21 protein-coding genes are annotated in these 21559 nt (G+C 70.1%); 4 read left to right on the plus strand and 17 right to left on the minus strand.

Annotation, left to right across the window (positions count from 1 at the left end):
* Window positions 1-8: 8 nt before the first annotated feature.
* Window positions 9-704: a transglycosylase domain-containing protein gene (locus M1D55_RS13525; protein ID WP_006579194.1), complete on the minus strand. Its 696-nt coding sequence runs from the start codon at window positions 702-704 to the stop codon at window positions 9-11.
* 326 nt (window positions 705-1030) lie between these two features.
* Window positions 1031-2167: an HPP family protein gene (locus M1D55_RS13530; RefSeq protein ID WP_456282391.1), complete on the minus strand. Its 1137-nt coding sequence runs from the start codon at window positions 2165-2167 to the stop codon at window positions 1031-1033.
* A 182-nt stretch (window positions 2168-2349) separates the two neighbouring features.
* Here M1D55_RS13530 and M1D55_RS13535 point away from each other — a divergent pair, with 182 nt between their 5' ends.
* A complete protein-coding gene (locus M1D55_RS13535) occupies window positions 2350-3168 on the plus strand; it encodes a TOBE domain-containing protein (protein ID WP_064575755.1) in 819 nt (272 codons plus the stop codon).
* A 235-nt stretch (window positions 3169-3403) separates the two neighbouring features.
* Here the strand turns inward: M1D55_RS13535 and M1D55_RS13540 are convergent, their stop codons facing one another.
* From M1D55_RS13540 to M1D55_RS13560, 5 genes are all read right to left on the minus strand, one after another.
* Window positions 3404-4084, minus strand: a complete 681-nt coding sequence (locus tag M1D55_RS13540; protein ID WP_064575757.1) for a sulfate/molybdate ABC transporter ATP-binding protein — start codon at window positions 4082-4084, stop codon at window positions 3404-3406.
* A 92-nt stretch (window positions 4085-4176) separates the two neighbouring features.
* On the minus strand, window positions 4177-4848 hold the full coding sequence (gene modB, locus M1D55_RS13545) for a molybdate ABC transporter permease subunit (protein WP_006579124.1): 672 nt from the start codon (window positions 4846-4848) through the stop codon (window positions 4177-4179).
* Between the two features lie 26 nt (window positions 4849-4874).
* Window positions 4875-5687, minus strand: a complete 813-nt coding sequence (gene modA / locus M1D55_RS13550; protein WP_456282392.1) for a molybdate ABC transporter substrate-binding protein — start codon at window positions 5685-5687, stop codon at window positions 4875-4877.
* Between the two features lie 205 nt (window positions 5688-5892).
* Complete coding sequence (locus M1D55_RS13555) at window positions 5893-6393, minus strand: helix-turn-helix transcriptional regulator (RefSeq protein ID WP_006579122.1); 501 nt, start codon at window positions 6391-6393, stop codon at window positions 5893-5895.
* A 102-nt stretch (window positions 6394-6495) separates the two neighbouring features.
* Window positions 6496-7437 carry a 2-hydroxyacid dehydrogenase gene (locus M1D55_RS13560; protein WP_023264046.1) on the minus strand — a complete coding sequence of 314 codons (942 nt, stop codon included), beginning with the start codon at window positions 7435-7437 and terminating at the stop codon, window positions 6496-6498.
* Window positions 7438-7647: 210 nt separating this feature from the next.
* On the opposite strand from M1D55_RS13560, the gene M1D55_RS13565 reads away from it, so the two are divergent.
* The gene (locus M1D55_RS13565; protein WP_456282393.1) at window positions 7648-8166 is read left to right on the plus strand and encodes a nucleoside 2-deoxyribosyltransferase; all 519 of its coding nucleotides are present in this window, start codon (window positions 7648-7650) and stop codon (window positions 8164-8166) included.
* A 13-nt stretch (window positions 8167-8179) separates the two neighbouring features.
* On the opposite strand, the gene M1D55_RS13570 is transcribed toward M1D55_RS13565, so the two are convergent.
* From M1D55_RS13570 to M1D55_RS13590, 5 genes are all read right to left on the minus strand, one after another.
* Complete coding sequence (locus M1D55_RS13570) at window positions 8180-8875, minus strand: PqiC family protein (RefSeq protein ID WP_456282394.1); 696 nt, start codon at window positions 8873-8875, stop codon at window positions 8180-8182.
* A complete protein-coding gene (locus M1D55_RS13575; protein ID WP_006577949.1) occupies window positions 8872-10521 on the minus strand; it encodes a PqiB family protein in 1650 nt (549 codons plus the stop codon). The genes M1D55_RS13570 and M1D55_RS13575 overlap by 4 nt, the downstream gene beginning before the upstream one ends.
* A 114-nt stretch (window positions 10522-10635) precedes the next feature.
* On the minus strand, window positions 10636-11439 hold the full coding sequence (locus tag M1D55_RS13580; protein WP_456282395.1) for a paraquat-inducible protein A: 804 nt from the start codon (window positions 11437-11439) through the stop codon (window positions 10636-10638).
* Window positions 11436-12125, minus strand: a complete 690-nt coding sequence (locus M1D55_RS13585) for a paraquat-inducible protein A (protein WP_370646785.1) — start codon at window positions 12123-12125, stop codon at window positions 11436-11438. Before M1D55_RS13585 ends, M1D55_RS13580 begins: the two co-directional genes overlap by 4 nt.
* 199 nt (window positions 12126-12324) lie before the next feature.
* Window positions 12325-12747 carry an Lrp/AsnC family transcriptional regulator gene (locus M1D55_RS13590; protein WP_064575770.1) on the minus strand — a complete coding sequence of 141 codons (423 nt, stop codon included), beginning with the start codon at window positions 12745-12747 and terminating at the stop codon, window positions 12325-12327.
* Between the two features lie 175 nt (window positions 12748-12922).
* Between M1D55_RS13590 and M1D55_RS13595 the strand changes: the two genes are divergently transcribed.
* Window positions 12923-13843, plus strand: a complete 921-nt coding sequence (locus tag M1D55_RS13595; RefSeq protein ID WP_456282396.1) for a dimethylarginine dimethylaminohydrolase family protein — start codon at window positions 12923-12925, stop codon at window positions 13841-13843.
* A gap of 42 nt (window positions 13844-13885) precedes the next feature.
* Window positions 13886-14965, plus strand: a complete 1080-nt coding sequence (locus M1D55_RS13600) for an ornithine cyclodeaminase (protein ID WP_456282397.1) — start codon at window positions 13886-13888, stop codon at window positions 14963-14965.
* Window positions 14966-15077: 112 nt separating this feature from the next.
* On the opposite strand, the gene M1D55_RS13605 is transcribed toward M1D55_RS13600, so the two are convergent.
* From M1D55_RS13605 to M1D55_RS13625, 5 genes are all read right to left on the minus strand, one after another.
* Complete coding sequence (locus tag M1D55_RS13605; RefSeq protein WP_052511248.1) at window positions 15078-15449, minus strand: hypothetical protein; 372 nt, start codon at window positions 15447-15449, stop codon at window positions 15078-15080.
* Window positions 15450-15645: 196 nt separating this feature from the next.
* Complete coding sequence (locus M1D55_RS13610; protein ID WP_232205804.1) at window positions 15646-16974, minus strand: sigma-54-dependent transcriptional regulator; 1329 nt, start codon at window positions 16972-16974, stop codon at window positions 15646-15648.
* A complete protein-coding gene (locus tag M1D55_RS13615; protein WP_064575779.1) occupies window positions 16955-18817 on the minus strand; it encodes a sensor histidine kinase in 1863 nt (620 codons plus the stop codon). The genes M1D55_RS13610 and M1D55_RS13615 overlap by 20 nt, the downstream gene beginning before the upstream one ends.
* Before the next feature lie 235 nt (window positions 18818-19052).
* The gene (locus M1D55_RS13620; protein WP_064575781.1) at window positions 19053-20363 is read right to left on the minus strand and encodes a dicarboxylate/amino acid:cation symporter; all 1311 of its coding nucleotides are present in this window, start codon (window positions 20361-20363) and stop codon (window positions 19053-19055) included.
* Window positions 20364-20783: 420 nt separating this feature from the next.
* A complete protein-coding gene (locus tag M1D55_RS13625) occupies window positions 20784-21296 on the minus strand; it encodes a cupin domain-containing protein (RefSeq protein WP_006578823.1) in 513 nt (170 codons plus the stop codon).
* Between the last annotated feature and the right edge of the window lie 263 nt (window positions 21297-21559).

Below are 21559 nucleotides of genomic sequence, written 5' to 3' on the forward strand. Positions count from 1 at the left end.
ATGGGGGGCTAACGCAGCCGCAGCGGTTCGAGCAGCGCGGCGTCGTACTGGTGCCGGTCGATGCGGCCCAGTTCCAGCATCCGCAGCAGGATATAAGCTTGTCGCTGGCGCGCGCGGCGGGGATTGACGACCGGGTTGTTGGCCGACGGCGCCTTCGGCAGGCCGGCCAGCATCGCGGACTCGGCCAGCGTCAGCTCGGCCAGCGGCTTGCCGAAATAGGTGCGCGCGGCCTGCGCGAAGCCGTACGCCCCTTCGCCGAGATAGACCTTGTTCATGTACAGCTCGAGGATCTCGTCCTTGCTGAACGCGCCCTCGATGCGGTAGGCCAGCAGCGCCTCGTACAGCTTGCGGGTATAGGTCTTCTCACGCGACAGGAAGAAGTTACGCGCGACCTGCATCGTGATGGTCGACGCGCCCTGCGACAGGTCGTCCGACAGATTGGCCAGGCCCGCGCGGATCACGCCGACGTAGTCGATGCCGTCATGCACGTAGAAGCGTTCGTCCTCGATGGCGACGACCGCCTGCGTCAGCGCGGGCGGCATCCTGTCCAGCGGCACGTAGCCGGCCGAATGGCGGAACGCGGCGATGGCGTCGAGCGGTGGCAGCTGGCGGCCGGCGACCACCACGGCGAGCGTGGCCAGCAGCGCGCAGGTTGCCAGCACGAGGACGAACAAGCCGAGGAGGTGCGACCAGAGACGATTCATGGGCCGCTATTTTGCCAGTGTTGGGTGGCAGAGCCGTGATGGCGGGATTGGGCCGTATCGGTGAGGGGCACGCCGTTTGCGCTCTCCCCCAGCCCCTCTCCCGCGAGCGGGAGACGGGAGCGGGAGACGGGAGCGGGATGCCGCAAGCGCGTTCGCAATCGCTGTGGCGCCCGCTTGCCGGTGGTGTTCTCCCTCCCCCGCTTGCAGGAGAGCGGAGCGCGTCGTCGCGGATTGGAGCGACGACGTGTGGAACTTGCCCGTGGTGTTCTCCTCTCCCGCCTGCGGGAGAGGGCCGGGGAGACGGCACACAGCCGCCGATTGCCCCGTCACCGCTTCAACAACGCGGCCAGCAGGTCCGACTGCGTGATCAGCCCGAGCAGTCGCCGCTGCTCGTCGACCACCGGCATCAGGTGCCAGCCGCCGTCGGACATCGCGCCCGCCAGCTCGACGATGGGCTGGTCGGGGCGCGCGGTCGGCAGCTCGGTCAGCATCGCGTCGCGCACCAGGCCATCGGGACGGCGTTGACCCTTGGCGGGGTCGCCGGCGAACAGGTCCGGCAGCGCGACCAGGCCGACCAGCCGGCGCTGCCGCGGCGACACCACCGGCAGCGCCTGCAGCCGGTGGCGGGTCAGCAGGGTCCAGGCCTCGCTGAGGCGCTGGTCGGCGTGGACCGCCACCACGTCGCGCGACATGATGTCGCCGCAGCGGATGTCGCCGAAGCGGCGTCCGAACGCGCGCAGTTCGGCCGCGACCAGGATCTCTTCGAGGTCGTCGCGGTCGACGTCGAGGAATTCGCCGCGCGCCGCCAGCACGTCGTCAAGGTCTGCCCGGGTGAAGCCGACGCGCTGGCCCGGAGGCGGATCGCTGGTGCCATGTCCCGGCACCGGGGGCGGCGGCCGATGCGGATAGCGGCGCCCGGCCAGGTTGTTGAACGACAGCGCGATCAGCAGCATCAGCATCGAATTGAGCGCGACCGGGAACAGCACGAAGGCATAGCCGAGCTTGGCGACCGCCGGGCCCCCGAACACCGCGGTGATGGCGACCGCGCCGGCCGGCGGATGCACGCAATGCAGATGGAACATCAGGCCGATCGCCACCGCGACCGCGATGGCCGCCGCCAGACCCGGGTCCGGAATCCAGCGTGCGCAGGTCACGCCCACCAACGCCGCCAGCAGATTGCCGCCGATCACCGACCAAGGCTGCGCCAACGGGCTCGACGGCACGGCGAACAGTAGCACCGCCGAGGCGCCCATCGGCGCGATGAACCAGGGGTTGTGCCCGCCCAGCATATGCCGGCTGATCCACTCGGTGCAGGCCAGCGCGAACAGCGCGCCGAGGCAGCTCTTGATCCGCTCGCGGCTGCTTGCCGCCACCGGCATCGGGACGAAGGCGGCCAGCCAGCCGCGCCAGCGCAAGCGGATTTCGCCGGCCAGGGCAAGGAGGGGAGAGGATCGGGAGAACATGAAGGCGCCAGCGCGTGCCGCGACGCAGCAAAAAAAGCGTCGCGCAAAAAAGCCGTCAATGTATCACGTGATGACATACCTTGCCGGGGGCCCGCGGCGGCAGGGCTTGGGCGAGCGGGCCGGCGCGGTAACATAGCGCCGTTCCGATACCGATACGCCGCCCTGTGGCGGCGCCATGCCTCATGCTCGAACTTCAGGGCGCGATCTGGTTTCGCGCCGGCAGCCAGGACCTCGGCGGCAAGGACCGCATCGCGCTGCTCGCCGCGATCGCCGAACACGGTTCGATCACGGCGGCCGCCAAGGCGGTCGGGCTCAGCTACAAGGCGGCGTGGGACGCGGTCGACGCGATGAACAACAGCGCCGGCGAGCCGCTGGTGGTGCGCGCCGCCGGCGGCAAGGGCGGCGGCGGCACGATGCTGACGCCGCGCGGCGAAGGGCTGGTGCGCACCTATCGCGCGCTCGAGGCCGAGCACCGCGCCTTCGTCGCGCAGCTGTCGCGCGTCAGCGAGCAGCTCGACGCGACGGCCGCCGACGCGCTGCAACACGATATCCATCTGATCCGGCGACTGATGATCAAGACCAGTGCACGAAACCGGCTGTTCGGCACCGTGACCCGGGTGCGGACCGGCGCGGTAAACGATGAGATCACGCTGGCGCTGGCCGGCGGGCAACAGGTGGTTGCCACGGTCACGCACGAGAGCGTCGAGACGCTGGGCCTGGCGCCGGGCAGCGAGGCGTTCGCGCTGGTCAAGGCCTCATCGGTGATGATCGGCGTGCCGTCGCCCGGCCTGCGGCTGTCCGCGCGCAATCAGCTGCCGGGCACGGTGGCGCGCATCGTGCCGGGGGCCGTCAATGCCGAGGTCGTGCTGGCGCTCGATGGCGGCGCCACCATCGCGGCGATCGTCACGCATGCCGGGCTCGACGAGCTGGGCCTGGCCGAGGGCGCGCCGGCGCTGGCGATCTTCAAGGCGTCGAGCGTGATCCTGGGGACGATGGACTGAGGTCCACGGGTTTGCACCCCTCTCCCGCTTGCAGGAGAGGGAGAACACCTGAAGTCCACGGCTTGCTTCCCTCTCCCGCTTGCGGGAGAGGGGCGGGGGAGAGGGCAGTGGGCGGACGTTATGCCGTCGCGGTTTGAAACCACCCCCTCTCCCCAACCCTCTCCCCCGTGAGGGGGAGAGGGAGAACACCGCGCGGCGTGGTCAAGCGCGGGGCACGCCGATTTGACCAGGCTCGCTATCGTCCCGCCTCCGCCCCATAAATCCGCCCATCGCGGATCTCCATCACATGGTCCGCCAGCGCCGCGACATCGTCCGGATCGTGCGAGATCACCAGCATCGGCACTTCCAGGCTGGTCTGCAGCGCACGCAGCTCGGCCCGCATGCGCGCGCGCAGCGCCGGATCGAGGGCCGAGAACGGTTCGTCGAGCAGCACGATATCGGGCCGGGTCGCCAGCGCCCGGGCCAGCGCCACGCGCTGCTTCTGGCCCCCGGAAATCTCGGCCGGATAGTGCCCGCGAACCTCCTGCAGACCGAAGGCGTCGAGCCAGCGCTCGGCATCGTCGTGGCTCTTGCCGCGCGGCGGGTTGCGCCAGCCGCGCGCCAGCCCGAAGGCCACGTTCTGCGCGACGGTCAGGTGCGGGAACAGCGCATAGTCCTGGAACAGATAGGCGACGCGCCGCTGCTGCGGCCGCACGTCGATCCCCGCCGCTTCGTCGAACAGCGTGCGCTCGCCGAGCACGATGCGTCCGTGGTCGGGCCGCAGCAGGCCCGCAATCGCACGCAGCGTCAGCGTCTTGCCGGCGCCCGACGGGCCGAACAGCGCGATGCGGCGGCTGGCGGACGAAAAGCCGATATCCAGCGCGAAATGCCGGTCGGCGGTATCGAGCCGCTTGCTGACCTGGACCTGCAGCGTCATGGCGTTGGATCCGGCGACAGGCGGGCTCGCAGAAGGATTGACAGCCGGGGTCGCAGGCAGCGGGACTGGCATGGCGTCGTCCATTCGGCGATTCAGCGCACCGGCTGCCGCGTGCTCGGCACCAGGCGGCCGGCGATCACCAGCAGCAGCACGCAGGTCAGCGAGGTGACCAGCACCAGCAGGTTGGCGGTATTGTCGTCGCCGGCCTGCACCGCCTCGTAGATTGCCACCGACAGCGTCTGCGTGCGGCCGGGCAGGTTGCCCGCGACCATCAGCGTCGCGCCGAACTCGCCCAGCGCGCGAGCGAAGGCCAGCAGCACGCCGGCGGCGATGCCGCGCACCGCCAGCGGCAGCGTCACGCGAAACACGATGCCGGCCTCGCTGACGCCGAGCACGCGCGCGGCATGCTCGAGCTGCGGATCGACGCCCTCGATCGCCGCGCGGGCGGACTTGAGCACCAGCGGAAAGGCGACGATGGTCGCGGCCAGCACCGCGCCCTGCCAGGTGAAGACCAGCTCGATGCCCAGCGACGACAGCCATTCGCCGAACACGCCGCGGCGTCCGACCAGCACCAGCAGGTAGTAACCGAGCACGGTCGGCGGCAACACCAGCGGCAGCGTCAGCACCGCGTCGACCAGATCGCGCAGCGGCGAGCGCCAGCGCGACAGCGCCACCGCGGCGGCAACGCCGAGCACCGCATTGATCGCGGTGGCCCAGCCGGCCACCTTCAGCGACAGCGCCAGCGGGACCCAGACCGATTCCATCGGTGTCATCGAAGGACGGCGGGCGTTCAGCGCGTCCGGAAGCCGTGGCGCGCCAGCAGCGCCTGGCCTTCGGCGGACAGCACGAAGTCGACGAAGCGGGCCGCCTCGTCCTTCTGGCGGGAGCGGGCGGTCACGGCGATCGGATAGGTGACCGCGGTGCGCGTCGGCACCTGCGCGACGATGCGGACCCTCGACGGCATCGCGGCCGCGTCGGTGGCGAAGACGAAGCCCGCATCGACTTCGCCGCGCGCGACATAGTCGAGCGCCTGCCGGACGTTCTGCGCCGGCACGCCCTTGGCGGAGACGGCCTGCCACAGCCGCGCATCCTCCAGCGCGTCGCGGGTGTAGCGGCCGACCGGCACCGAGGCCGGATTGCCGTAGGCGACGCGCCGCACGTCGTCGCGCAACAGGTCGCGCGGCGCGCCGAGCTTCAGCGCGCTGTCGGCCGGCTCGATCATCACCAGCGCATTGGCGGCGAAATCGCGGCGCGAGCCCGGCACGATCATGTGTTCGGCCTGCGCCTTGTCCATCGCCTGCTGGTCGGCCGAGGCGAACACGTCGGCCGGCGCGCCCTGGACGATCTGCTGCATCAGCACGTCGGATGCGCCGAAGTTGAGGACCAGCTTCGTACCCGGATGCGCCTGCTCATAGGCGATCGCGACCGCGCGGAAGGCATTGGTCAGGCTGGCCGCGGCCGAGACCACCAGTTCGGCGGCCGCCGCCGGCCCGGCTGGCAGCAACGCCAGCGTGGCAAGCACCGCCGCGGCGATAGCGCCGGACAGGCGCGAGCGCGCGCGGACCGGCGCGGTGGCGAGGGCGGGAGAACGGCTAGCACGCATGGCAGCTTGTCCGGGTTGACGGATTGGGTCGGGGAACGGGCGGGGCCATCAGAGGCGCCGTGCCGCAGCGAAGGGGCGCCGCTGGGGGACACCCGAGTCACATCGAGCGCAATATACGGCGGTATATAACGACGCGTCAATGCACCCGGACGCAGTGCAGCCGATACCGGCAATCTCCGCGAACGGCAATATCGGCGATACCCGCTCAGGGCACTTCGGGCACCAGCAGGTCTTCGAGAAAGTAGGCCGCCAGTTCGTGCCGGCCGCGCAGGCCGGCCTTGGCGTAGATGTTGGTCGCGTGCTGGCGCACGGTCTTGGGCTTGCTGTCGCGCACGCCGGCGATCTCTTCCAGCGACAGCCCCTTGATCAACAGGTAGGCGACCTCGCGCTCGCTGGTGGTCAGGTTCCAGCGGTCGAACTGGCTGCTGATCGCATGCCGCATCTGCAGGCCTGCCTGATGCGCGGCCGCGTCGCGTTGCGCGAGCGTCCGCTCGGCCTCGCCCAGCGAGGCGCGCAACTGGCGGATCTCCTGATCGGTGCGCAGCCGCTCGCGCGCCAGCACGAACACGCCGGCCAGCGTGATCGAGGTGCCGATGGCATCGATGATGACGTGCTGCAGCCCTTCGGCCTCGTTGTAGTCGAACACCAGGTCGAAGCAGGCGTACAGCGCGATGAAGACGAACAGGTAGAGAAAATGCCGTGGCATGGCTGTCACGAGGGCAGGGCGTGGTAACGGAAATCGCGCGGCGCGACGTTCGCGAGGAACGCCGCGCCGCGGCATGGGATGGGGCAGGCTCGCCGGGGAGACTTACACGATGGGCGTCAGCACCTTGCCGGTATCGAGGAAGGCGCGCAGATTGTCGAGCATCAGCGCCTGCATCGCGCCGCGCGTCTCGACCGTGCCGCTGGCCATATGCGGGGCCAGCACGACGTTGTCCAGCTCGGTCAGCACGGGCGGCACGCGCGGCTCGTCGCGGAACACGTCGAGCCCGGCGGCGCCGAGGCGGCCATCGCGCAGCGCTTCGACCATCGCGTCCTCGTCGATCACGCTGCCGCGCGCGACATTGACCAGCACGCCCTTCGGCCCGAGCGCCTCGATGACCTGGCGCGACACCAGCCCTTCGGTTTCCGGGCCGCCGACGCAGGTCACGACCAGGAAGTCCGCCCACGCGGCCAGTGCCAGCAGGTCGGGCTCATGGCGCCACGGCGCGCCCTCGCGCGGACGCCGGTTGTTGTAGGCGACTTCCATGTCGAAGCCCTGCGCGCGCCGCGCGACCTTCTCGCCGATGCGGCCCAGGCCAAGGATGCCCAGGCGCTTGCCCGACACGCGGCTGGTCAGCGGAAACGGCCCCTGATGCCAGCGGCCGGCGCGCACGAAGCGGTCGCCGTGCGAGATGCCACGGGCGGCATCGATCATCAGGCCGAAGGCGAGGTCGGCGACGCAGTCGTTGAGCACGTCGGGCGTGTTGCTGACCTGGATGCCGCGCGCGCGGGCCGCATCGAGCGCGATGCTGTCGTAGCCGACGCCGAAGCTGACGATCGCCGCCAGTTGCGGCAGGGCGTCGATGACCGCGGCGCTGCAGCCGTGCCGGGCCGAGGTCACGACCACGCGTGCCTGTGCGCCGTGCTCGCGCAGCCAGGCGGGCCAGTCGTCCTGCTCCCACAGCGCCGCCGCGCCGTGTTGTTGCTGCAGCGTGGCGTTCAGGTGCGGCGCGAGCGGGCCGATCTGGATCAGGTCGATGGCGGGCATGATGTCAGCTTCTTGTTGAGGGCAAGGCGGGGAAAAGACAGCAGAGTGTATCCTGCCGGACGGCGTCTTGTCCGTGCCGGCGGTCGCTGGGCACGGCCACGATGTCGTTCCCGCGAAGGCGGGAACCCAGCGTCTTCAAGCGCCACTGGGTCCCCGCGTTCGCGGGAACGACGATGTTTTTTCACCTCGCCAATCTGGAATCCGAACACCATGCCCACCGTCTACCTCGCCGGCCCCGACGTGTTTCGCCCCGATGCGATGGCCCATGGCCAGGCGCTGAAGGCACTGTGCGCGCAGCACGGCTTTACCGGCCTGTTTCCGCTGGACCACCAGCTGCCGGCCGGCCTGGCCGGCGAGGCAGCGGCGCGCTGGATCTACCAGGCCAATGCCGCGCTGATCCGCCGCGCCGATCTGGTGATGGCCAATCTGGACGACTTTCGCGGGCCGGGAGAGCCGGATTCCGGCACGGCCTTCGAGGTGGGCTTCGCGGTCGCGCTGGGCAAGCCGGTGTGGGCCTATACCGGCGATCGCGGCACCATCGTCGAGCGCGCCACGGCGGGCCATGACGCGCAAGGCAGGCCGCTCGACGCGCGCGGCTTTCATGTCGAGGACTTCGGGCTCGGCAAGAACCTGATGCTGGCCTGCTCGGTGCAGTTGGTGCAGGGCGGGCCCGCGCAGTGCCTGGAGGCGATGGCGATGGCGGCGGCGGGCGCCGGCGCCCAGGACTGAAGGCGCGGACGTCTCAAGGCCGGCGGCTGGCCGTCGCCGGCTCGGCCTGCAGCGACGCCACGCCGGCCGCGATCTGCGTGGCGGTATCGGCCACCACCTGCCGCATCGCCGCGACCACGCCGGCGACGTCGTCGCCGCTGCCGGTGGCGGGCAGTTCCGCCTGCGTGCGGCCGGCCAGCGTGCGGCCATCGGGCAGGCGGCGCACGGTCCAGTTGACTGTCGCGCCGACGCGCGCGCCCGGCTGCGCATCGAGGCGCACCACCTCGGTGGTGATCCGGTACAGCGGCTGCACGCCGCTCAATCCCTGCTGATAGACGTCGACGGCGCCCAGCACGATCTGCAGGCGCTGCGACAGCGCATCGCGCCACTCGTCGGGCAGCGGCGCCGACCAGCGCGCCATGTCCAGCGGCGTCACCCGGCCGTCCGCGCCGCCGATGACGATCTGCTGGCGGTTCAGCCGCTCGGGCACGCGCGCCGGCGCGACCTCGATCCACAGCGGCTGGCTGGTGGAGGTGGCCGCTGCGGGCAAGGCGGCAGCGCCTGGCACCGCGGTGGCGGGCAGTGCGGCGCCCGCCTCGGCGCCATGCGCCAGCGTGTAATAGCGCGGCTCCGACGACGACGCGCAGCCGCCCAGCAGCAGCGTGCCGGCGCAGGCCGTGGCAAACATCGCGGCGCGCAGCCGGCGGGACAGGATTAGCGGGCCCTTCATCGTTGAGTCTCCGTCTTGCCGCGCAGCAGCGCTTCGGGATGGCGTTCGAGATAGTCGGTCAGCGTGCGCAGCGAGACCGCGGTGCGCGTCAGCTCCTGCAGCATGCGGCGCGTGTCCTGCTGCAGCGGCGCGTCGGACGACAGCGTGCCGTTGGCCGACTGGATCGTGCGGCGCGCATCCTGCAGCGCCGCCAGCACTTCCGGCGCGACGTCGCCCTGCAGCTGCGCGACCAGCTTGTCGGCGCTGGCCAGCGTGGTGTTCAGCTGCGCGACGGTCTTGCGCAGATCCTGGCCGATCTGGTCGAACGGCACCTTCTCGATCTTGCCCACGATGCTGCCCAGCTTGGCCTGCAGTTCGTCCAGCGCGCCCGGCATGGTCGGCAGCTCGGCGATCGCCGTATCGGGCGGCGCCTTGACCGGCTTGGCGTTGGGGAAGAAGTCGAGCGCCACGTACAGCTGACCGGTCAGCAGGTTGCCGGTGCGCAGCTGCGCGCGCAGGCCGCGCTCGATCAGCCCCAGCATCAGCTGGCGTGCGCGTTCGCGGTCGGCCAGGTCACGCTCGCGGAAGCCCATCCGCGACGGATAGAGCTCGACCACGACCGGCAGCCGGAACGACCGGGTTTCGCGCACGTAGTCGATGCCGATCGAACGTACCTGGCCGACCACCACGCCGCGGAAGTCCACCGGCGCGCCCGGGGCGAGGCCGCGCACCGATTGCTCGAAGTTCAACACCGCCAGCGTCGGCGCGAGCTCCTCCGGCTCCTTCATCGCGTCGGCCTGGTCGCCGGCCAGCAGGAACTGCGTGTTCTCCTTGGCGGCCTCGGTCACGTACGAATTGGGCGGCGCCTGGAAGGCGACCCCGCCGAGCAGCATCGTCACCAGCGACTGCGTATTGAGCTTGAAGCCGCCTGCATCGAGCTTCAGGTCGACGCCGCTGGCATGCCAGAAGCGCGTGTCCGCGGTGACCAGTTCGTCGTAGGGCTTGTTGATGAAGACCCGCAACGTGATGTCGCGACCGGCCGGTTCCAGCTGGTAGGCGACCACCTGGCCGACCTGCACGCGCCGGTAGTAGACCGGCGAACCGATGTCGAGCGAGCCGAGGTCGGCGGCGCGCAGCACGAACTGCTTGCCCGACGAGTCGGTCGTGACGACCGGCGGGGTTTCCAGGCCGACGAACTCGCGCTGGGTTTCCTCGGACTTGCCGGCATCGACGCCGACATAGGAGCCGGACAGCAGCGTCTCCAGTCCCGACACGCCGCTGACGGCCAGCCGCGGGCGCACGACCCAGAAGCGCGTGTCCTTGACCGCGAAGTTCTCGGCGTCCTTGGACAGGTCGATGGTGGCGACCACATGCGAGCGGTCCGGCGCCAGCCGTACCTGCTTGACCAGGCCGATATCGACGTCCTTGTAGCGCACCGGCGTCTTGCCCGGGGCCAGCCCCTCGGCGGTGCGGAAGGTCACCTGGATCTCGGGGCCGCGCTGCGACAGCGTATGGAACAGCAGCGACAGCCCGACCACGGCGGCGACGATGGGGATCAGCCAGACCACCGACGGCAGCCAGCGCGCGCGGCGCCGGCGCGCCGGCTCCCGGGGCTGCGGCGGCTGCGGCGGAGGAGGGGAGGAGGAAAGGTTGTCCGGATCGGGCATCGAAAAAAGTCCAGCGTACGTCGGTGTTCGGTATGGGTGATCGGTTCGGTGATCGGTTCGGTGATCGGTTCGGTGTTCGGATCGGTGCCGGTATTCGGTAGCCGTCTCGGCGGCTTAGTGGTTCACCCGTGCCGCAGCAGGGGCCGCACCGCCGGGCGCCTTTCCTTCCCCGTGGTCGTTCGCGTGACCGTCCACGTGGTCGTGCGCATCCCACAGCAGCCGCGGGTCGAACGACAGCGAGGCCAGCATGGTCAGCACCACCACCATGCCGAACGCCGCCGCGCCGGTGCCCGGGTCGACCTGCGCCAGCGCGCCCGCGCGCACCAGCGCGGCCAGCAGCGCCACCACGAAGATATCGAGCATCGACCAGCGGCCGATCAGCTCGACAAGACCGTACAGCTTCGTCTGCTGCCGCAGCCGCCAGGTCGAGCGCAGATGCACCGACAGCAGCAGGAAGGTCAGGATCATCATCTTCAGCAGCGGCACCACGATGCTGGCGATCAGCACCACGATGGCGAGCATGCGCGAGCCCGACACCCACAGATAGATGATCCCCGACAGGATCGTGTCCTCCTGCGTGCCGAGGATCGAGCGGGTGATCATGATCGGCAGCACGTTGGCCGGAATGTACAGAATGTAGGCCGCCAGCAGAAAGGCCCAAGTCCGCGACAGGCTGGCCGGCTTGCGATGGTGCAGCGTCGCGCCGCAGCGGCGGCACGGCTCGCCTTCCTGGTCGAGCGGGCTGAGCGCGTCGCAGGCATGGCAGGACAGCAGGCCCATCGACGTCGCGGTGGGCACCTCCGGCAGCGGCGTGCGCTCGTCGTCGTCGGCCAGCTCGTGCACCACGCCGGCGACCACCTCGCGCGAGCGGCGCAGCGCGCGCTGGCGCGCCGAGGGTTTGGGATCGGCTGGGTTCATCGCTGGCCGGCCTCCTGGCGCCGCTCGGCGTGGCGCCACAGGTCGCGCGGATCGTAGGTCAGCATCGTCGCCAGCACGATCACCAGCGCGCCGAACGACCACAGCGCGACGCCGGGCAGCACCTGGGCCATCGTCGACAGCTTCACCAGCGTGACCAGCACGCCCATCATGAAGACCTCGAGCATGCCCCAAGGGCGGGTCTGGCGGATGCCGCGCATGATCCGTTCGAAGCCCGGGGGGACGGTGCCGCGCATCAGCGGGACCAGCAGATAGGCCATCATCAGCATCTCGGTCAGCGGGAACACGATGGTGGTGGCGAACACCAGCAGTGCCACCAGCGTCATGTTGTCGGCATGCAGCGCCTGCACCGCGCCCCACAGCGTGGTCTGGGTGCGCACGCCCTGCAGGTCCATCTCGACGATCGGATAGGCGTTGGATACGACGAACAGGATCAGCGCGGTCAGCACCAGCGGCAGCAGCCGCCGATAGGCGCGCCGGCTCTCGTGGTACAGCTCGCCGCCGCAGCGCAGGCACTGCGCGCGCTCGCCGGGGCCGAGCACCATGCGGCGGTAGACCGCATCGCAATATTCGCAGGCCACCAGCCGGTCCAGCTCCGCGCGGTCGGGGACGGCAGGGCCCGGCGGGACCCGCTCCATCGACTTCTCAACCGGATTGCCGGACGTCATTCGAACAGATCTCCAACTGCCCGCCCTGGGGCGGGAAACACGTCAATATATCGGAATTTCGAAATGTGGCTTTGGAATCACGGCGCCGTACATCGCTGTCGAATGTCGGACGGTGCTTTCCTTCTTCCATCCTTGTTCCTCCGCCCATCACGGGGGAGAGGGCAGCTCCAATCGCCGGCCCATCCACCTTCGACCGCCCTCACAGCTTGTAAGTCGACAACAGGATGCTCGTCTCCGTCGCCGCGATCCCCTCGATCAGCCGGATCCGGTCCAGCGTCCGGTCGAAGGCCTCCAGTGTGTCGGCGCGCAGCTCCGCGATGATGTCCCAGCGCCCGTTGGTCGTATGGACCGTCTGCACGTTCGGCTCGCCCCGCAGCGCCTGCAGCACCTTGCCGATGCGGTTGCCTTCCACCGCAATCGTCGTCAGCGCGCGGATGCGATGCGGCTCCGCCTCGGGCTTGAGCCGCACGGTATAGCCGACGATCACGCCGGCCTCCTGCAGCTTGTCGATCCGGTTCTGCACGGTCGCGCGCGACAGCCGCAGCGCCTTGGCCAGCGCGGTGGTCGGGGTGCGCGCATTGTCGCGCAGCAGCGCCAGCAACTGGCGGTCGATGTCGTCCATGGCGGCTCGCTGTTGGTGCGGAAAAAGGGAGTTGGCATAACGCTAGCCCGTGCCGGCATTCTGTCATGGTCACCGCGCTTTTTGCGCATTTTGTGCGCTATCCGCTGGCGTCCATGTGCACCACAATCCATTCCGACAACAACTGACAACAACCCGAAATGGAAGGAGCGCCGGCGTGATCACCGAACCCACCATCCTGCTCGTCGAGCCGACCCACTACGACGTGTCGTACAGCATCAATCCATGGATGGACCCGCTGCGCTGGGCCGCCGATCCGCATGGCATGCATCGCGGCGCGCTGCGGGCCTTCGCAGAACTGCGGGAAGCGCTGCAAACGGCAGGCTTCGCGGTCGAGGTCGCGGGCGGCGAGCCCGGCCTGCCCGACATGGTGTTTCCCGCCAATGCCGCGGTGGTGCTCGACGGCCGCGCGCTGCTGGCGCGCTTCCGCTATCCGCAGCGGCAGGGCGAGGAGGCGCCGTTCGCGCGGATCTTTGCCGGGCTGCGCGAGCGCGGCCTGCTCGACGAGGTCGCGACGCTAGGCGACGGCTGCTACCAGGAGGGTGCGGGCGATTGCATCTGGGACGCGGTGCGCGGCCACTTCTGGGCCGGCTTCGGCCCGCGTTCGGCGCGCTGCGCGGCCGACGCGGTGAGCGCGTACTTCGGCCGCGAGGTCGTCGCGCTGGAACTGGCCACCGCGCAGAGCTACCACCTGGACGTCTGCTTCTGCCCGCTGGCCGGCGGCGAGATCCTGTACTACCCGCCGGCCTTCACCGAGGCCTCGCTGCGCGAGCTGCACGCGCGCCTGCCGGCCAGCCAGCGCATCGAGGCGAGCGCCGACGACCTGCGGCACTTCAGCGTCAATGCGGTCAATCTGCACGACCGCATCGTGATGGCGCGCACCACGCCGCGGCTGCGCGATGCGCTGGGCAAGCGCGGCTATCGCGTGCAGGAGGTCGATCTCGCGCCGTTCTTGCTGTCGGGCGGCGGCGCCTATTGCATGACGCTGCGGCTCGATCGCAGCAGTGGACTGCAGCAAGGGAGCGGCGTAGCCGGCGACGAAGCAGCGGGCGGGCAGGCCACCGTCGCCGCAGCCTGACGCACGCACACCGCTTCAGAGCATACCGACGAGGAGACGACGATGAAGGAAACCGCGATGACCCGCTTCCTGGACGCGACGGCAGTCGCGGCCCTGGTGCGCAGCATCGGCGTGCCGACCGCACTGCGGCAGCTGGCGGAACACGTGCGGCAGGACTTCCTGCGCTGGCAGCGCTTCGAGAAGTCCGCCCGGCTGGCCAGCCATTCCCCGGTCGGCGTGATCGAGCTGATGCCGGTCACCGACGGCGAGCAATACGCGTTCAAGTACGTCAACGGCCATCCGCGCAACGCCGCGCACGCGATGCCGACCGTGATGGCGTTCGGCGCGCTGGCCGAGGTGTCGACTGGTTTTCCGGTGCTGCTGGCCGACATGACGCTCGCCACCGCGCTGCGCACCGCGGCGACCTCGGCGGTGGCGGCCAGGGCCATGGCCTCGCACGGCACCACGACGATGGCGCTGATCGGCAATGGCGCGCAGGCCGAATTCCAGGTGCTGGCCTTCCACGCGATGCTGGGCGTGCGCGAGATCCGCGCCTACGATGTCGACCCGGCGGCGACCGCCAAGCTGCGGCGCAACCTGGCGGGCCTGACCGATAGCGGCGCGCTGCACATCCTGCCGGTGGCGTCGGTCGACGAGGCACTGGCCGGCGCGCATATCGTCTCCACCGTGACCGCCGACAAGACCCGCGCGACGATCCTGCGCGACGAGCAGATCGCGCCGGGCGTCCATATCAACGCGGTCGGCGGCGACTGCCCCGGCAAGACCGAGCTGGCCCCGGCCCTGCTGCGGCGCGCGCGCGTTGCGGTCGAGTACGAGCCGCAGTCGCGGCTCGAAGGCGAGATCCAGCAGATGCCGGCCGATTTCCCGGTCATCGAACTGTGGCGGATCTTGAGCGGCGAGGTCCCCGGCCGCACCGCCGTCGAGGATGTCACGCTGTTCGATTCGGTCGGCTTCGCGCTGGAAGACTATTCGACGCTGCGCTGGCTCCATGCCGCCGCCTGTGCACGCCATGCGGGGCGCTTTGTGGAGCTGGTCGCCACGCCCGACGATACCCGCGATCTGTATGGCTGGCTGATGCGGCAGGACGAAATGCAGCGCGGCGCGCGCCGGGTAGCGGCGTGACGCCATCGTTCGTAGACGCAAACCTGTCGTCCCCGCGTACGCGGGGATCCAGCGGCGTTCAGAGACACTGGGTTCCCGCCTGCGCGGGAACGACCCAATAGAAACCGGGGGGCTACACCCACACCGCCGGATGGCGCATCAATCGCTGCACCCGCACGAAGGCCTCGACTTCGTCGTCGGTCGGTGCCTTCAGGAACACCATGATGCCCCAGCGCTGCAAGGTCTCCGCCATGCCGCGCGCCGCCTCGTCGGGCGCAACGACGGCGAACAGCACATGGCGCGCGGTGCAGAACGACTGCAGCTTCTCGAGCGGCTCGAGATCGCTTTCACGCAGGCGCTCGACCTGGCACAGCACCAGCGTGGGGTGCGAATCGCCGGCGCCCATATAGGTAATCAGGGTCGCCTTGCCGCGCGTCAGCACGGTCCTCTCGAACGGCGACCGGTGGCTCGACATGCCGGCGCAGGATCTGGGATCGGGCTTCATCGCGGGGCTTCCTGGCAGGGAACGGGCCGGGCCGGCCGCCGTGCGGCCGCTCCGGGCATCGTGCCGCGAATCGTGGCCGCGGCGCTTTGCGCTGAGTATCCCCGTTGCGGCGGGCGCTGCTCTGTTCGCTAGCGGACAGAGGCAGCGGGGCCGGAACCGGCCCGGCAGGGCGCCGGCACGGCCCCGCTGCCTTCGCCTACAGCCCGTACTTCCTGACCTTGTCGAACAGCGTCGTCTTGGCCACGCCCAGCGCCTCGCTGGCCCGGCTCAGGTTCCCTTCATGCCGGCGCAGCGCATCGGCGATCAGCGCGCGCTCGAACTGCTCCACCGCCTGCGCCAGCGGCAGCAGCGCCGGCTCATCCGTGCCCTGTTCGGGATTGCAGCCCAGTCCCAGCACATGCCGCTCGGCCAGGTTGCGCAGCTCGCGCACATTGCCCGGCCACGGATAGGCGACCAGCCGCGCCAGCTCGGCGGGGGAGGCCGGCCGCGCATCGCGCTCGAAGCGCAGCGCTGCCTGCGCGACGAAGTGGTCGAAGAGCAGCGGCACGTCCTCGCGCCGTTCGCGCAGCGGCGGCAGTTCCAGCGTGATCACGTTGAGCCGGTAGTAGAGGTCGGCGCGGAACTGGCCGGCGTCGGACAGCGCCTTCAGGTCGGCCTTGGTCGCCGCCACCACGCGCGCGTCGACCGGCACCGGCGTGTTGGAGCCGAGCCGCTCGACCACGCGCTCCTGCAGCACGCGCAGCAGCTTGATCTGCATCGACATCGGCATGCTCTCGATCTCGTCGAGGAACAGCGTGCCGCCCTCGGCGTGTTCGATCTTGCCGATGCGGCGCTTGGCCGCGCCGGTGAAGGAGCCGGCCTCGTGCCCGAAGATCTCGCTCTCGAACAGCTGCTCGGGCAGTCCGCCGCAATTGATCGGCACGAAGTTGCGCGCATGGCGGGTGCTGGCGTCGTGCAGGCAGCGCGCCACCAGTTCCTTGCCGGTGCCGGTCTCGCCGTGGATCAGCACGTTGGCGCTGGTGTCGGCGAGATCCGCGATCAGCCGGCGCAGCCGCTCCATCGCCGGCGACACGCCGATCAGCCGCGCCTCGAGCCGTTCGCGGCCCGCCAGCCGGTCGCGCAGTTCGGCGACCTCGAGCGCGAGCCGGCGCTGTTCGAGCGCGCGGCGCGCGACCTCGACCAGCCGCTCGGGGGCAAAGGGCTTCTCCAGGAAGTCGTAGGCGCCTTGCTTCATCGCCTGCACCGCCAGGCCGACGTCGCCATGGCCGGTGATCATCATCACCGGCAGCGCGGCATCGCGCGCCTTCAGCTGCGTCAGCAGCGCCATGCCGTCGATGCCGGGCAGGCGGATGTCGCTGACGACGATGCCGGGGAAGTGCGGGGCCACCGCCTGCAGCGCGGCCTCGGCGGTGCCGACGGCGCGCGTGGCGATGCCTTCGAGGCGCAGCGCCTGTTCGCAGCCGAGCCGGACGTCGGGGTCGTCCTCGACGATCAGCACCGACAGGTCATTGAGTTTGGGCGCCATCGTGCGTCTCCTTGCCGGCCATCGGCAGCACCATCGTGAAGCAGGCGCCGCCGTCGGGATGATTGCTGGCGACCAGCGTGCCGCCGTATTCGTCGAGGATGCCGGCCGACAGCGTCAGGCCCAGGCCCAGGCCCTGTCCGGCCGGCTTGGTCGTGAAGAACGGTTCGAACAGCCGCGCGAACGCTTCCTCGGACAGGCCGGGACCATTGTCGCGAATGGTGCATCGGACCATGCCTTCGGCCACGGCCGCGCGCAGTTCGAGCCGCGGCGGCTGCGGCCGTTGCGCCGGCCCGGCCGCCATCGCGTCGAGCGCATTGCCGATCAGATTGACCAGCACCTGCTCGAGCCGGTTGGGATCGCAGGCGACCGCGAGCGTGCGGTCGACATCGCGAACGATCTCGGGCCGCACCGCCTGCACGCGCGTCTCCAGCAGGAACAGCGCGTTGTCGACCGCATCGGCCAGCAGCGCGCTGCCCTTGCCGTTGCGGCCCGGCTTGCGGGCGAACGACTTCAGCGCGCCGGTGATGCGGCCCATCTTCTCGACCAGGCCGATGATGGTGCCGAGGTTGTCCTGGGCCGTGGCCAGGTCGCCGCGCGCGAGGAATTTCTGCGTATTGCCCGACAGCGTGCGCAGCGCGGCCAGCGGCTGGTTCAGCTCGTGCGCGATGCCGGTCGACATCTGTCCGACCGCGGCCAGCTTGCCAGCCTGCAGCAGGCCGTCCTGCGCCTGGCGCAACTCGCGCTCGGTGCGGATCCGTTCGGCGATCTCGGTCTGCAGCAGATGGTTGGCGCTGGTCAGGTCGGCGGTCCGCTCGGCGACCTTGCGTTCGAGCTCGCTGTTGGCGGCCTCGAGCGCGGCGCGCGCGGCCAGCCGCTCGCTGACGATGCGCCGGCGCACGTTCCAGGCGGCGCCGAGCAGCAGCACGAAGGCGGTCAGCACGCCGCACAGCGCCGCGGTGTTCAGCGCGGCCATGCGCGCCTGCGAGGTATCGGTCAGCAGCGTCAGCTGCCATTCGGTGCCGGGCAGCATCGCGTTCTGTTCGAGCATCGACGGGCCGCGGCGCATGCGCACCAGCGCGTCGCCGTTGTTCATCGCGCGCACGCGGGTGAACTCGAGGGGCGCCAGCGGCGCGCGGTTGTACTGCAGGCTGCGGTTCAGCCGCTCGCGCTGCGCGGCACTCAGCTCGCGGCGAGCGCGCAATTTCCACGACGGCTCGGAGGCGAGGATCACGACGCCGTTCTCGTCGGACAGCAGCATCTGCATGTCGGCGCTCTGCCAGCGCTGTTCCAGCGGCTCGAGCCCGACCTTGACCACGGCGACGCCGCCCGGGCGCTGGCCGTTGCCGTTGCCCAATGGCGCCGACAGGTAGTAGCCCGATTCGTCGCGCGTGGTGCCGACGCCGTAGAAGCGGCCGAGCTGGCCGTCGATCGCGGCCTGGAAGTAGGGGCGGAAGCTCAGGTCCTCGTCCAGATAGCTGTCGGGGCGCTGCCAGTTGCTGGTCGCGCGCACGCGTCCCTGGCGGTCGAGCACGAACACCGCCAGCGTGCCGGCGCGCGCATTGACCGCGGCCAGGTGCGCATTGGCCGCGGCGACGCGGGCCGGATCGTCGGGGCGGGCCAGCAGCGCGCTGATTTCGTCGTCCAGCGACAGCAGGCTCGGCACGAAGTCGTAGCGCGCCAGTTCGCTCGACAGCGCCTGGCCGTACAGCCGCAGCTGCACCTGGCCGCGCTCGGCCTGGCGGGCCAGCGCGGCGTCGAACGTATAGCGGTAGCCCAGCCAGCCGGCCAGGCCGACCAGCCCTGCCAGCGCCAGCAGCGCAAGCAGCTGCGCGGCGGCCGCCATGCCGCGCTGGCGGCGGGGCGGGCGAGGGTGCGGAGATCGGGCCGGTCGGGAAGGGGCGGAAGGGGACGAAGACGACACGGCGGAGGACTGGCGATTCGGCATTGCGGTTGTCTGCATGCGCTTCCTTTTATCACACCCGGTGAGCCAGCTCGGGAATGCCATCGCCAAAGAAAAAGGCCCGGCCGCCGGATTGGCGGTCGGGCCCCTGGCACGCCCCGTGGAGCAGGCAGGGAGGCTACTTGCTCGCGAGGACCTGGACGGGTGCCAGGTCGGTAGCGCCGTCATCAGCGGTGTCGTCCGCTTCTTCCGGCACCGGCGCGCCGATCGCGCCTTCGCTTTTGGCGACGACGGTCGTGGCAATGGCGTTACCGAGCACGTTGGTGACGGTACGGCCCATATCGAGGACATGGTCGATGCCCAGTACCAGCAGGATGCCGGCCTCCGGCAGGCCGAACATCGGCAGCACGGCGGCGACGACCACCAGCGAGGCGCGCGGCACGCCGGCGATGCCCTTGCTGGTGACCAGCAGCACCAGCAGCATCGTGATCTGCTGGGTCAGCGTCAGCTCGATGCCGTAGACCTGCGCGACGAACAGCGCCGCGAACGAGGTGTACATGATCGAGCCGTCGAGGTTGAACGAGTAGCCGAGCGGCAGCACGAAATTGGTGATGCGCTCCTTGACGCCGAAGCGGGTCAGCTGGTCGATCACCTTCGGATAGGCCGACTCGCTGCTGGCGGTGGCGAAGCCGATCATCAGCGGCGCGCGCAGCGTCTTCAGCAGGCGGAACACGTCGCGGCCGAGGAACAGATAGCCGCCGAAGATCAGCGCGACCCACAGCAGCGCCAGCGCCAGATACAGGCTGCCCAGCAGCTTGGCGTAGACCGTCAGCACGCCCAGGCCTTCGGCGGTGATCACCGCGGCGATGGCGCCGAACACGCCGACCGGGGCGAACGCCATCACATAGTTGGTGACCTTCAGCATCACCTTGGCCAGGCCCTCGATCGCCGCCAGCAGCGGCTTGCCGGGACCGTCCTTGACGGCGCCCAGCGCGAAGCCGAAGAACAGCGAGAACACCACGATCTGCAGGATCTCGTTGCTCGCCATCGCCTCGGCGATGCTCTTCGGGAACATGTGGGTGACGAAGTCGCGCAGGTTCAGCGCGCCGGTCTTCAGGTTCGAGGTGGCGTCGGCGGGCGGCAGCGGCAGGTTCATGCCATGGCCCGGCGTCAGCAGGTTGGCCATGACCAGCCCGAGCAGCAGCGAGGTCACCGAGGCGATCACGAACCAGCCCATTGCCTTCATGCCGATCCGGCCCACCGCCTTGCCGTCGCCCATGCTGGCGATGCCGCTGACCAGCGTGGCGAACACCAGCGGGCCGATGATCATCTTGATCATCCGCAGGAACACGTCGGTCAGGATCGACAGATGGCCGGCGATCGATTTGGCCGCGGCGGCGTCGGGCGCCAGGTGGTGCGCGGCGGTGCCGGCCAGCAGGCCGAGCAGCATGGCGAACAGGATCAGGGTAGGCAGTCGGTTCAGTTTCATCGTGATTCAAACCTGAGGCGTCCGGCACGGGGCCGGACAGCTTGGGAAACGAAAGACGCGCAAGGCGGCGCACCGCCCCGCACAGGTCGACGGACGCCGAGGCGCCCGCGCGGCGACGCGCGCCCGCTTCAGGGCAACGGGCGCGGACGCGGTCGGGAACGCTGTGTGGGCCAGGCAGGCGGGGTGGGGGCAGCCATCTCGTTTCCTCCATCGTTCTGGCGCAGCCGGGGGGCGGCGGCGCTATAGATGGGGGCCCTAGTTCGCACGAGGCGTGCCAGCTTGCGAAGGCGGAAGGTGCCGTGCAAGTGCTTGAAACGAAAGGAAAAAGTTTGGTGGTTCGGCGGCGGCGTTCGGATTTCCGGGTGCGCGTGCCGTCGGCGTGTTCGGATTTCCGAACGGCGCGTCAGCCGATCCCGATGGTCACGGGGCCGAGGACATGCCGGCGTCGCCGCCTGCGCGCCGCCACGCGCCGCCCGCGGGTCTGAGCGCGCGTGCCCGTTCCAGCAGCCGATCGAGCGCCCGCGTCGCCAACCGCAGCGGCCACGGCACCTCGCGCCGGCAGAAGGCGATCTTGCGCACATGGCCGTCGACCTCCCACAGCCAGGTCGTATGCGCCGGGAAATGTCCGACGTCGCCGGCGCGCAGCGTGCGGACCTGTCCGCCAGGGCTGGTCACGCGCACCTCGCCGTCGAGGATCAGCACGGTCTCCTCGACGCTGAAGCGCCAGGCGAAGGCCCCGGCGCTGCACTCCCACAGATGCGTGGACGCCAGTCCGTCGCGCGCCATCGCATGCGTCGCGGCGCGCGCGTGCGGCTGGCCGGCGCGCACCCAGTCCGGTTCGATCGGGCAGTCCTCCAGCGTCATCGCGTCGACGCGGCTGAACACGCCTTCGGTGCGCGCGTCGTGCGCGGGGGCGGACCTGCGTGGCGGCATGGCGCGGTCTCCTGTCTGTTGCGGTAGCGCGAAAGCGTCCGGGACGGGCGTTGGCCCAGCGTAGCCAGGCCGCATACCCGGTCTCTGTGCGTTCACGCACGATGCCATCCCGCCGTTGCGGACCAAGATCGAGCCGAGGTTCTTCCGATTCGCTTGCCCGGAAACTAAAGAAGCACGCATTCCGCGTGACTTTTGCAGTTGCACACGTCGTACATTCCCGCCATCCCGAGTTCGATAGTGCGCCGCACCATGCGGTGCGTCGG

Source organism: Cupriavidus sp. JZ107 (genome assembly GCF_053903255.1).

Coding starts and splice junctions, on each gene's coding strand:
- M1D55_RS13525 (WP_006579194.1), bottom strand. CDS start 704: ATGAATCGTCTCTGGTCGCACCTCCTCGGCTTGTTCGTCCTCGTGCTG.
- M1D55_RS13530 (WP_456282391.1), bottom strand. CDS start 2,167: ATGTTCTCCCGATCCTCTCCCCTCCTTGCCCTGGCCGGCGAAATCCGC.
- M1D55_RS13535 (WP_064575755.1), top strand. CDS start 2,350: ATGCTCGAACTTCAGGGCGCGATCTGGTTTCGCGCCGGCAGCCAGGAC.
- M1D55_RS13540 (WP_064575757.1), bottom strand. CDS start 4,084: ATGACGCTGCAGGTCCAGGTCAGCAAGCGGCTCGATACCGCCGACCGG.
- modB (WP_006579124.1), bottom strand. CDS start 4,848: ATGGAATCGGTCTGGGTCCCGCTGGCGCTGTCGCTGAAGGTGGCCGGC.
- modA (WP_456282392.1), bottom strand. CDS start 5,687: ATGCGTGCTAGCCGTTCTCCCGCCCTCGCCACCGCGCCGGTCCGCGCG.
- M1D55_RS13555 (WP_006579122.1), bottom strand. CDS start 6,393: ATGCCACGGCATTTTCTCTACCTGTTCGTCTTCATCGCGCTGTACGCC.
- M1D55_RS13560 (WP_023264046.1), bottom strand. CDS start 7,437: ATGCCCGCCATCGACCTGATCCAGATCGGCCCGCTCGCGCCGCACCTG.
- M1D55_RS13565 (WP_456282393.1), top strand. CDS start 7,648: ATGCCCACCGTCTACCTCGCCGGCCCCGACGTGTTTCGCCCCGATGCG.
- M1D55_RS13570 (WP_456282394.1), bottom strand. CDS start 8,875: ATGAAGGGCCCGCTAATCCTGTCCCGCCGGCTGCGCGCCGCGATGTTT.
- M1D55_RS13575 (WP_006577949.1), bottom strand. CDS start 10,521: ATGCCCGATCCGGACAACCTTTCCTCCTCCCCTCCTCCGCCGCAGCCG.
- M1D55_RS13580 (WP_456282395.1), bottom strand. CDS start 11,439: ATGAACCCAGCCGATCCCAAACCCTCGGCGCGCCAGCGCGCGCTGCGC.
- M1D55_RS13585 (WP_370646785.1), bottom strand. CDS start 12,125: ATGACGTCCGGCAATCCGGTTGAGAAGTCGATGGAGCGGGTCCCGCCG.
- M1D55_RS13590 (WP_064575770.1), bottom strand. CDS start 12,747: ATGGACGACATCGACCGCCAGTTGCTGGCGCTGCTGCGCGACAATGCG.
- M1D55_RS13600 (WP_456282397.1), top strand. CDS start 13,886: ATGAAGGAAACCGCGATGACCCGCTTCCTGGACGCGACGGCAGTCGCG.
- M1D55_RS13605 (WP_052511248.1), bottom strand. CDS start 15,449: ATGAAGCCCGATCCCAGATCCTGCGCCGGCATGTCGAGCCACCGGTCG.
- M1D55_RS13610 (WP_232205804.1), bottom strand. CDS start 16,974: ATGGCGCCCAAACTCAATGACCTGTCGGTGCTGATCGTCGAGGACGAC.
- M1D55_RS13615 (WP_064575779.1), bottom strand. CDS start 18,817: ATGGCGGCCGCCGCGCAGCTGCTTGCGCTGCTGGCGCTGGCAGGGCTG.
- M1D55_RS13620 (WP_064575781.1), bottom strand. CDS start 20,363: ATGAAACTGAACCGACTGCCTACCCTGATCCTGTTCGCCATGCTGCTC.
- M1D55_RS13625 (WP_006578823.1), bottom strand. CDS start 21,296: ATGCCGCCACGCAGGTCCGCCCCCGCGCACGACGCGCGCACCGAAGGC.